The following is a 12,085-nucleotide window of genomic DNA, read 5'->3' as shown; positions in this document are numbered from 1 at the left end:
GGTGTTAAACATAGTTCCAAGACTACCTCTTATTTTAAGAGAGGCGAAGCGTCTGGTGATCTATGGGGCTAATCTACCAGGCTAAGATCATGGATAAGGCGAACAGCAGTTTCCAGCGCTGGAAGGCCACCTGTGTGCTATCCGCAATCTAACGTCGGTGTACTGTTGTAAGCTCTCTGATGGGGTTTCATATGAGGCTCCGCTCAGGAGCTTTCTGTGCATTAGTCTTTGTGGATAAACTCAACCAACATTAAACGGACAAAAAGCTCACTGTGATGCAGCTAGTGACATGACTTTCAATAGTATTTTTTTGCTAATCATAGCCTGCCGGTTTCATATAGTTTTTATATATTCGGCCCCACCTGTTTACTGTAAATACATTTCTCCGTTTCTTTTGTTTTATGATGAAATGTCTTATTTTGGTTTTTGCAATAAGATTTGTCTTGTTTGTGATTATGATTTTATTGTTTACTAATAATATAAAAAATAATGTTGTGACTTTTCCATGTTTAACCTGTGGTTATTTCTCTTTGAGATATATTTTACGGAAATGAGAATTTTCACTTTGGAATAAGAAAATTCCATCATGCGAATTCTTACATAAATTGTAAAAAGGGGGGCGATATGTCCTAATTGCTTTTTCATTTCTGTGGTTTTTTATTTTTAATTTCATTACGCCTAATAATAACCCAGGTTGATTAGAGTTATTTAATGCTATGATTTTGTTTAATTTTTTTTGTTTTTTATGATTTTATTAATCGCATTTATAGATCAATGGTAGTTGTTTGATAGTCATTGGCTATCGATTTGAGGGGAGGCTATCGGTAAAAACATCTTTGAGATTTTTGTTGTGTGAATAAGAATTCCCATAAGGGAGTAAAAAAATTACATGTTGTTCCTTTGTGCTTTTTATTAACATGGCTTTTGATGTATGTGGCTGTCAGTATTTATCAATATGTTTTATATAATTCAATAAACTAAGCTACAAACGTAGCTTCCTGAAGCATTTTGGCTGAGGATGACTGTGTTTGAAAGCCTTACTACGGATAAAGGCCATAGCCAGGATGGTGAATGCAATGAGTATTGTAGTTATTTCCGATGATGTGTTCTATAGCCTGGGACTAAAAGATTATCTTGTCTCACGGGGTGTCGATGTTTCTATTTGCCGCTGCATTGATGATCTCGAACACGTGCTCGATCCGGTTTTACTGTACATTGTTGCAATAGAGAATAACGTTTTTTTACAGCGTGTTTGTCAGGCGCTAAATAATGTTAAAAATGTTCTCCATGTTTTTGATGTTGTGGAGATGAATAATAGTTCAATCTATACCGGATATATATCAAAGCGAATAGAGTGTAAGTCAATGTGGGCATCCATATGCCGGTTTATCAAAATCGGTTATACCCGCAAAATTTCATTTTCAGCGACAGATTTTTTGATCATGAACAGCATTATTGATGATGAAGATCGCATTGCGACTATTGCCCGGCGGTTGCACATGTCGGTAAAGAAAGTTCATGGGAAAAAATATATATTGATGAAAAAGCTGGGGTTCACCCGGCCGCACCCAAGAAACCTGTTTTTCTGTAATGCACTAATGTTATTACGTTGTAATACAGGCAGTTTTTATCGACCTGGAAAAAATGAACAAAATAATGTTTGTTTTACAAGGTAACAGGAGGACGTAAACATAATAAAAGGAACTTAATCTGTAACGTCTTAAAACGTTATATCTATTATCTCATTTTTTGAGAGAAAGGATTAGTGCGCTTCTTGAATAAAAGAAGCGGGTACTTGTATTACGTCATCCAGGGGATGAAAATGAATTCAATTTTTAGAGTTAAATGGAACAGAAACCTGCGGCGCTATGATGTGGTTTCTGAGCTGGGAAATCGAAGCAGTAAGGTAACTGGTGGAGCAGATAAAACGCGACTTGCTTCACCTGTTATCCGCTTAAGTATGCTGGCGGCATTGATCGCAACTTCTCTGCTGCAAAGCGCTCAGGCACAAGATTTTACCGTTGCCAAAACTGCGCCTGATAATATTACGACACAGATAATGGCGATGGGGGGCAATACGCTGACCGGATCGTTTTCTGCTATTCAGCGCGGAGCTGAAGGCTACCAGATGATGACGCTGGGTGAGGCGCGGGATAAAGGATACCTCACAGAAGATTCCAGGCAGTGGGTAGATCGGCAGATTATTCGCATAGGTTCTCAAACTATGTCCATTAACGTTAAGGACAAAAATACCGGTGCGAATAGTTCGATGCTTGTTTATAATAACGATGATTTTCAGGAGCAGGCGGCAAAAGATTTTGTGGTCGGTATTTCCCTCCCTGTTGGAAAGGATGGCCAGTATGTAGACAAAAATTTCTATGAAGTCGGTGCTGGTTCTAGTCTGGATGTTAATGTCGGCAGTACCGGAAGTTCTTGGGTGACAGATTCCAGCAACTATTTTAATGCGATCTTAAAAAGTAGTGTTAAAAAGGAAAATCTTGCTTCCGTTTTCCATGTTACTTCAGACGGTAGTAACAGTGCTGCATTGAATTACCTGTCTAAAACGGTAGTCAGGTTAGGAAATAACTATAACAATATGAGTGATGCCAGTAATCCGTTGGCGAATATGTCTGCTGATAGCTTTGCTGGTGAGTTTGAAAGCAAGTATCTGGGGCATCAGACAGTTAATAACCTTGAGGACTTTAAAAAGTATAATAGCAAACTTATTAGCGCTCTTGAAAATGATGAGATTCGTCTTGATAGTGGTGAATACCATAAAGAGTTGATGAAGGCTTGGGACGACACCAATCATGCTATCCTCTCCAGTGTGAGTATCGCGGATGATGATGCGATGCATGCCTACGCTCTAAACACGTCTGTTTCATATATACACGCAGACGGTTCCGGCGCGACAGTGACCATTGGCGATAGTGCAAATATCCAGATGATAAACTCCACCGCGACTCTGGTGAATCTGGAAAATGGCGCAACGCTTGTGAATAACGGTATTTTAGGCGCAGCAGGAAGCCCACTCCAGCCCTCTTATATCATTGCAGCACACAATACCTCTGTGGTGGAAAATAATGGGGTGATTGATGCTGGTACCAATCCGGAAATAGCTACCATATTCCCCAATAAAATGGAAGGGGTTGCTTATGGCAAGCAGATCGCCGTCTTTGCGGACGGTAATTCCGTAGCGAATAATAATGCTACAGGTGTGATCAATGTTGCATCAAGAAATGATTACCAGCCCAATGTTGGAGTGATGCTAACCGGAGCAGCCGTTTTTACCAATGATGGCAATCTGAATATTGCTGCCACCCAGGAAAAAAACAGTATATTAGGCACGCAGAGTAATATAGGGATAGAAGCTCAACGCAGCAGTCGTGTGACTAATAATGGGCATATTTATATTGGCCGTGAGGCACAGCGAGCATCCTCTGACAACACAGCGGATCTTGCTATTAAGCAGCACTCCATTGGCGCACATATCTATGGTAGCGTAGTATTTAACGCTACTCAGGATTCAACAATTACCATTGGTACGCTAACGGAGAATGCGACCGCTATCGATATTGGTGGTACAGCCACCCTAAATCAGGCCGGAACCATTAATATTAATGGCAATGTTGCTTCTGCCCCAGAGACTAATTCGGCAGTTCATAATGTTGGGATCCTGGTTCAGAGCGACGCAACCCGGGCCGATCGGGTCGTAAATAGCGGCACTATAAACCTGAATGGCATAAACGCTATTGGTATTGATGTGATGGGGGGGGGGCAGGCGACCCATACTGGCACTATCAATATTAATAATGGTTTCGATTCAGCAAGCGGTTATCCGAACTATGGTGTGGTGTCTGAGGCAACCGGTGCACTGGCAATTATCTCTGGTGATATTAACCTTAACGGCGATCGCGGTGTGGGGGTTTACGTTAAAGACGGCGGTACTATCAATATTACCGAGCAGGGAGCAGTTAATTTTCTCAGCGGCAAGGATCAGACCGGTTATCTGATCTACGGCGCTGGCTCTACGGTAAATAACACTGCGACAGGGGAGCAGGATGTCTCCACTGAGGGGTCTACCCTGTACCGTATTGATAAAGGCGCGACCTTTGCCGGAGATTCGGCTGGTTCATCCGCACTTAGCGCTACCGGAAAAGATTCCACCATTATTCGCGTTACGGGTAAGACAACCGAAGGTACGCAAAGTATGCTGAATACCGGCGGGCTGGTGCTGAATGTTAATGCGGAAGGTGCGACCGGTGTGCGCGTGGAAGGCGGCGCGAAAGGGACGATTGATGCTAATACCAATATTACCATTTCCGGCAAAGGGGCAACGGCCGGTATCGTCGATGGCCGCTATTTTGACTATAAGAATCCAAAAGAAGAAAACACGGACCTGAAAGGGAACTCCGTTCTGACCAGCTACGCCACGCTGTCGGCAGATAATACCGCTGCGGGAGCCATGGGATACAAAGTACTGAGCGGCGGTACGCTGAAGCATGAGGGCAGTATTGATTTTTCCGGCGCCTCGACACCGGTTAACGCAGATGAGCATGACGCCATCGGGGTACAGGTTGATGGTGGTAGGCTGGAGAACGCAGGGAACATTAGCGTCAACGGCGTGGCCGTCGATATTCTTGGCGCGGATTCTAAGGTTGCCAATACCGGAACGGTTAGCGCAACGAACGGAACGGCGGCTTACCGCGTGGGCAGCGGCGCTTCCCTGACGTTGAGCGGCACAGGTACGACGGAAGCTGGTGGAAAGGCCCACGGTATTCTGTTGGAGACCGGAGCGAAAGAGCTGAACGTTAAAGATGCCACCATTGAAATGGATGCTGCCGGTATCGGCAACGGTATTGAAAATAAGGCGGAGATTGCCGGAATTCAGCTGACCAACACCACTATTAACGTCGGTGACGGCGCAGGTGTTCGTACTTCAGCTTCTCTGGCATCGACCAACTCCGGCACCATTACCGTTAATGGTTCAGGTAAAGGGTTGTTATTCGAGAAGGCCAATAACAGTGCAGGGACATTGTCGGATACGGAAAGAATGTCCGATAAAGATTACGACATGTCCGCATCCCAGGGGCTGATCATTAATGTTGAAAGCGCTAAAGGGCTCGGGATGGTTACCAACACTTCTGGTGATATCAAAACCGGGGTCAGTATTAATGTCAATAATTCTGCGGGCGGCGTAGCGCTGTCTGTCGGCGGCCAGACGGCGAATGTGGAACAGTCCGGAACGCTGATTTCTGGCGCCGCGAAGCAGGTGGTTGATATTGATAACGGTTTCACTAAAACCTTTACCAATTCCGGCACTATTACCTCAAATTCTGATGCTGCTCTGGTGATGGATGTTAATAATCAGGGGGTTAAATTCACTAATGCCAGCGGTGGGGTACTTACCGGAGCGGTGAATCTGAAGTCCGCGCAGGGGAATACCGTTATCCTGGAGCATACCAGTAAAGCCAATACCGTTTTTACCACCGGAGCAGGCGATGATACGTTCATTCTTAAAGATATTGTCGCGGCAGAAAAAGAGACGCTGTTTAAGGCATTGCGTGGTGGAGATGGCAAGGATCGCGTTGAACTCGATAATTCATCTTACACCCTGGATTCTGAGCGACAGATGCAGGAGATGGAAAATATCGATCTCAAGAGTGGCTCAGTATTAACCCTTGATGATGTTCTGCAGGATTTATCCGGCGAAGGGGAAGGGTTCAGCGTTGATAAAACCAGTACTCTGGTGGTGAAAAATAGCCAGAATCTGGATTTCGCCAGTCATCTGGCGGGGAACGGTCTGGTTCAGGTGAATCTGGGAAATTCGGATAACGCCTTTGCTTTTACCGCTAATAACGCGGGGGATGGCTTTGCCGGCACCGTGGAACTGGCTGACAGCCGCTTCCTGCTGGATGGTGATAATACCAGCGCGTTGTCGAAAGCCACGCTCAAGCTCAGCGCTGGCAATATCACGACTGTTGCTAAAGGTACCCAGACTATCGACGGCCTGACCTTTAACGGCGGTACCGCCCGCTTTGATACTGATACCCTGGGTAAGGGCGTGGCGGAATCCTATGTGGAAACGACGGGCCAGCTGGACATCAGCGGTCGGGGACAGGTACAGGTGATGCTGAATCCGGTGCTGAATGCGCCGACGCTGCCGGACAATACGTTGAGTCTGATGCAGCAGGACGATGCACAGATTGGGCTGAAACTGGCCGGTACCACCGGTAGCATGGCGGGCAGCGGTGGCAACCTGACCCTTATCGATCAGAACGGCAACGCTATCAGCGATGCGGTGACCACGACCGTTGAGCAGAATGGCATGAGTGTGGCGAACGCCACCTATGATTATCGTCTTACCGGCGGTGACAACAGCGACGGGCTGTGGGTGAACTACGGGCTGAAGTCGCTGGCATTGCTGACGCAGGGCGACGATGCGCTGGCGCTGAGCGCCGCAGGCCTTCAGGGCGCAGGCGCCGATCTTAGCGCGCAGGTGACCGGAAGCGGGGATCTGGCTCTTGATAGCGGCGCCGGGAATACGCTGTCGCTGTCTAATCTGGATAACGACTATACCGGTATAACCGATGTTCGTAGTGGCAATCTGCTGATGGCAAATGACAACGTGCTGGGTCAGACCGCAGAACTGCGCCAGGCGGCTGGTACCACCGTGGATATGGCGGGGCACAATCAGCAGGTGGGGCTGTTAAACACCGAGTCGGGTGCCGCGACGATGCTGAATGGCGGAACACTGACCGTCGCCAACGGTGGTGAGGTCAACGGCGCCCTGTCCGGTGCGGGGAACCTGATTCTGAACGGCGGCACTATGGTGATTAACGGCGCTAACAGCGCACTGACCGCGGCGACCCGTATTGATGCGGGGGCAGAGGCGTCGCTGAACCATGTTTCCGGGTTGGGTAGCGGCGGCATACAGACCGACGGCGCGTTAACGTTAAAACAGGCGACGGGCGATTTGGTCAATGCCCTGAGTGGTGCGGGCCAGGTGGCGATAACGCAGGGCAGCGATGTCGTGCTGCGCGGCGATAACAGCCGCTTTGCCGGTCACTTTGATATTGCTGCTGAGAGTAAGCTCACCGCCACGTCTCAGGGCGGCCTGGGAACCGGTGCGGTGGCGGACGAAGGCATTCTGACGCTGGATGTTGCCGATAGCTGGCAGATTGCGAATGCCATCAGCGGCAGTGGGGATGTACATAAGGCCGGTGCAGGCCGGGTTGTTCTGCAACAGGCCGCCGCGCAGTACACCGGTCAGACGGATGTAGCCGCAGGTACCCTGATACTGGGGAGCGCAGGCAGTGATGTGACCCTGGCATCCTCTGCGGTCAGTATCGCCGACGGCGCCGTGTTCGGCGGTTATGGCGCGACCGCGGGTGATGTCAGCAACCAGGGTACCCTGGTGGTGGGCGAACTGGCCTCGCCGCGGGCCAGGGCACTGGCGGCATCAGGCGCTGCGACCACCTTTACCGTGGGCGGCAACCTGACTAACGCCAGCCATATCGTTATCGGTCAGAGTGGCTCCGGCGCCACCGGCAATGTGTTGCACGTGAGCGGCGACTATGTCGGCAATGGCGGGGCGATTACCTTTAACACCGCGCTGGGTGGTGACGATTCCGCGACCGATCGCATGATTGTTGATGGCTCCACCAGCGGGACTTCTGCTGTGAGCGTCGCCAACGCGGGCGGCAGCGGTGCACAAACCCTGAACGGTATTGAGCTTATCCACGTTGGCGGTAATTCAGCCGGTGAGTTCACCCAGTCGGGCCGTATTGTGGCAGGCGCTTATGATTATCAACTGGTACGAGGTTCGGGAAGCAATGCCAGTAACTGGTATCTGGTCAGTGGTACGCAGCCGGATCCGACACCAGATCCGACGCCAGATCCGACGCCAGATCCGACACCAGATCCGAAACCGAATCCGAAACCCTGGGTTCGTCCGGAAGCGGGGATCTACACGGCGAATATTGCGGCGGCCAATACCCTGTTTGTTAACCGCCTGCAGGATCGTCTGGGAGAAACCCACTATGTGGACGCCCTGACCGGTGAAGATCGGGTCACCAGCATGTGGCTGCGTAATATCGGTGGACACAACCGCTTTAAGGACAGCAGCGGCCAGCTCAGCACTCAGGCGAATCGTTATGTCATGCAGCTTGGCGGCGATATCGCCCAGTGGAGCAGCGACGGTCAGAATCGGTTCCATCTGGGCGTGATGGGCGGCTACGCTAACCAGAAGAGCAACAGCCGTAACAGCCGTAGCGGTTATCGGGCCGACGGCAGCATTAACGGCTACAGCGTGGGACTGTACGGTACCTGGCTGCAGGATAACGAAGCCAAAACCGGTGCTTATGTGGATACCTGGCTGCAGTACAGCTGGTTTAACAACAGCGTCAGCGGGGAATCTATTGGCAGCGAAAGCTATAAGTCGAAGGGGCTGACGGGGTCGCTGGAAGCCGGTTATACCTGGAAGGTGGGAGAGCGCGACGAGCGTACCAGCTTCTACATCCAGCCGAAGGCCCAGGCTATCTGGATGGGGGTAAAAGCCGACGACCATACCGAAGCCAACGGTACCCGGGTTTCCAGTGAAGGTGACGGCAACGTTCAGACCCGGCTTGGCCTGCGGGGCTTTATTAAAGGCCACAGCAAGCTGGATGGCGGCAAACAGCGTACCTTCGAGCCTTTCGTCGAAGCGAACTGGATCCACAATACTCGCGACTTCGGTGCCACGATGAACGGCGTTCGCGTCAGCCAGGCCGGCGCCCGTAACATCGGCGAAGTGAAGGTGGGTGTGGAAGGGCAGCTTAACCCGCGCGTTAACCTGTGGGGCAACGTGGCCCAGCAGGTTGGCGACAAGGGCTACAGCGATACCAGCGCCATGCTGGGCGTGAAAGTGAACTTCTAACCGACAGGGCCCCCGTAGGGGCCCTTTTTCTGTCAGATTAGGGAGCTTCAGGGTGAAAATATGTCATTCCATTATTTATACAACGGTTTTTACGATAATGGTTTTTGTTATTTCAGGATGCGATAACGTGATGAAGAATAATGCCACAGTTGCCACTGTTGATATCGCCAGAGCTATTGCTGGGTCACCTCTTGCACAACAGGAACAGAAGCGGATGGAGGCGGTCAGGGCGCTATTAATCAAAGCGAATAGCGAGGCTGAAAGCCACTATAAAAATCTGTCTTCGGATAAGGTTGATGGGGCGAAACGCGCCGATCGACAGATTATCAACAACCAGTGGCTGGTACAGCAACAGGTGGCCAGAAAGGCGGTGCTCGATGAAGTGGCCAGCGTTGTCGAGGAGTTACGCCGTAAGGATGGATATAGCGTGGTGCTCGATAAAACTGCAGTGCTGGCTATTGGCGAACGGGACGATATTACTGAGCAGGTTATTAATCTTCTTAAGAATTCCACTGTGGATTTTGGCGCACTGCCTGAAGTCTCGATAAAAAAAGATGGCGCGGATAATGAAAAGCACTAACTGGTTAAGCTATCCGCCGAAAACTTCATCATATCAGCTCTTTTGAAAAAATCGTCACCGGGAAAACTGGGGGGCACACCATGAATTGTCTGGTTTTTTAAAGGCGGACGGGCAACGTCCGGGAGCGTTGCTGAACAGTGATAATAGCGCTTCTTGAGTTTTATGGTGGGTTTCGGTTAACCGGGATCCACTTTTTTCTTCTGTATCGCCAGCTTTTCGTTCCGGGCTGGCTCGTCGAATGTTTATGTTGGTCTCTAATTGTCTCATCCATGAAATTCCGCAGTGGAGTTTCCTCCTCCACAATTGCTTCCACTGTTAATTCATTTTCTCTGGTTATTATACGGTTATTCTCCATTATTCACTTATATATCTGCGGGGTATTAAATGATTAACAATTAATAACGCAGCTAAATTACTTTAATTGTTAATTTTATGGCTGGTATCTAACGAGATAATAGTAATGAAAGGTAATAATGATATCTTTTTTTATGAAAAAGGCAGGTAATATAGCCACTGGTAAGGTGTGGTTACTTAAGGCGCTGTCTTTATGCATTAGCGGGATTTATCTCTTTTTTTGCGCCTCTCTTTGGTTTTGTTCTTTTGTTTTGTCTATTTTTCTGTCTTTATGCTGGTTTTTGGTATTTTGTTTAGAGTTACTATCTTATATTTTTGTGTTTTATGAAGTATTTCTCTTTTCTTTGTCGCTTTGAACTTTTTTAACCGCTTTTATTGAGTGGTTAATATGGGTTTTATCCTAATAATTTTTTGTGTTTTTCTTTTTATTCATGTGGTTAGTGAGGTGTCCTTTGTGGTTTTATGTTGTTTTGAACATTCTGGTATTCGTTTTGCAATTTTCAGTTATCGGTCTAGACTCGAAATACTCATAAACCATTTAACATATTCCCTTACAGGTGGTGATGAAAAGAGACGCTGCCCTGGTAAGCCTGAGTGACGACCGTTGATACAAATGTGACTCCGCTGTTTTTTCCAGGCAGATATAACTATTAGTTATTTTTTAAACCCTAAAAAAATATACAGTGGCGCTGGTTATTTCTAATCGGCTTAACCTTTATCGTGGAAGCAAATATGGTAGACATCGCAATCACCGATGCTGCTGGTAATGCCGTGCGCGCTGCCAGTGGTAATGAGATTAATTTATCTGCTCCAGGTATAGTGAAACTAAAAATAAACCCGCAGGATATCGCGGGTACCAGTCGGGTAGGTAATGATCTCTCTATTACGCTAACTAACGGTGAAAAAGTCGTAGTAAAAAATTTTTTTACCGTGAATGAACAGGGCGAAACCAGCAAGCTGGTGCTGGAAGACGGGCAGGGCGCATTGTGGTGGGTGCAAAACCCGGAAAGCGTACCACATTTCCAGCCCATCGAAGATATTAGCGCGTTGGCCGCTGAGGACGAAGGCATTAGCGCTGCGCCCTTTATCATGGCTGGTGCGGGGGCATTAGGGATCGCCGCCATGTTCCTGGGGTCGAATAATGATGACAATCACCATAGCTATGTCCCCCCGGAAGTGGATACGAACGAGGATGATAATACGGCTCCTGCTGTCGTTGACGATCTGAAAGTTGTCGATAATCAGGCGCCAATCGTTGGTGAAATCACCCGTGGCGGTGCGACAAACGACGCTCGCCCGACCCTGAGCGGAACGGCGGAAGCGGGCAGTCTGGTCACTGTTTACGATGGCGATAAAGTTCTGGGTAGCGTAACAGTTGACAGTAACGGTAACTGGAGTTTTACGCCGTCGACGGCGCTGGGCGATGGCCAACACAGCCTGAGCGTTACGGTAACGGATAAGGCCGGGAACGTCAGCGAACCGTCTCCGGGATTTACGATTACGGTGGATACCAGCGCGCCTGAAGCAGGTACTATCAGCGGTGAAAGCGCAACCAGCAACAGCATGCCGCCATTAAGCGGAACGGCGGAAGCGGGCAGTCTGGTCACTGTTTATGACGGCGACAAAGTGCTGGGCAGCGTGACGGCAGACAGCAACGGTAACTGGCGCTTTACGCCATCCACCTCTTTGAGCGATGGTCAGCACAATCTGACGATTACCGTTACGGATAAAGCTGGCAACGTTAGTGAGCGTTCAAACGCGCTGACTGTCACTGTTGATACCCAGGTTGCCGCCGCCAGCAACCTGGAACTTATTGATGATTCCGGTCAGGATATCAAGATCATTTCCAGCGGTGGAACCATTAACGATACTCGCCCCACATTGCGCGGTAATGCCGAACCGGGCAGTACGGTTTCTGTATATGATGGCGATACGCTGATTGGTAAAGCGATTACCGATAGCAACGGCAACTGGAGTTTTACCTTTCCTTCCGCACTTACAAACGGCTCCCACAGTTTATCTACCATTGTGACCGATGCCGTGGGTAACGTTAGCGCCCGTACCCCTGATTTTTCCGTCAACGTTCAGGGGCAGGGCGCTGGCGGATCAGATACTGATTCCGATGCGGATAGCGATGCAGACTCGGATTCAGACAGCGATTCCGACTCTGACAGCGATGCTGATTCAGATAGCGACTCCGACTCAGACAGCGATGCTGATTCAGATAGTGATTC

4 protein-coding genes are annotated in these 12,085 nt (G+C 48.9%); all 4 read left to right on the top strand.

The genetic code is table 11. The annotated features are described in order from the left end of the window. Nucleotides 1–1,076: 1,076 nt before the first annotated feature. Nucleotides 1,077–1,676, top strand: a complete 600-nt coding sequence (locus V3W49_RS21855) for a hypothetical protein (RefSeq protein WP_500148078.1) — start codon at nt 1,077–1,079, stop codon at nt 1,674–1,676. A 1,238-nt stretch (nt 1,677–2,914) separates the two neighbouring features. Beyond that, a complete protein-coding gene (locus V3W49_RS21850) occupies nt 2,915–8,917 on the top strand; it encodes an autotransporter outer membrane beta-barrel domain-containing protein (protein ID WP_500148077.1) in 6,003 nt (2,000 codons plus the stop codon). A 127-nt stretch (nt 8,918–9,044) separates the two neighbouring features. Continuing rightward, on the top strand, nt 9,045–9,497 hold the full coding sequence (locus V3W49_RS21845; RefSeq protein WP_500148075.1) for an OmpH family outer membrane protein: 453 nt from the start codon (nt 9,045–9,047) through the stop codon (nt 9,495–9,497). A gap of 1,086 nt (nt 9,498–10,583) precedes the next feature. Beyond that, a partial coding sequence (locus tag V3W49_RS21840; protein WP_500148074.1) for an Ig-like domain-containing protein occupies nt 10,584–12,085 on the top strand: 1,502 nt, incomplete at its 3' end.

The organism is Rosenbergiella sp. YN46 (genome assembly GCF_036620675.1).
Classification (GTDB): Bacteria; Pseudomonadota; Gammaproteobacteria; order Enterobacterales; family Enterobacteriaceae; genus Jejubacter.
Note: the sequence above shows the minus strand (reverse complement) of the source record. Positions and strands in the feature narration are given on the sequence as shown.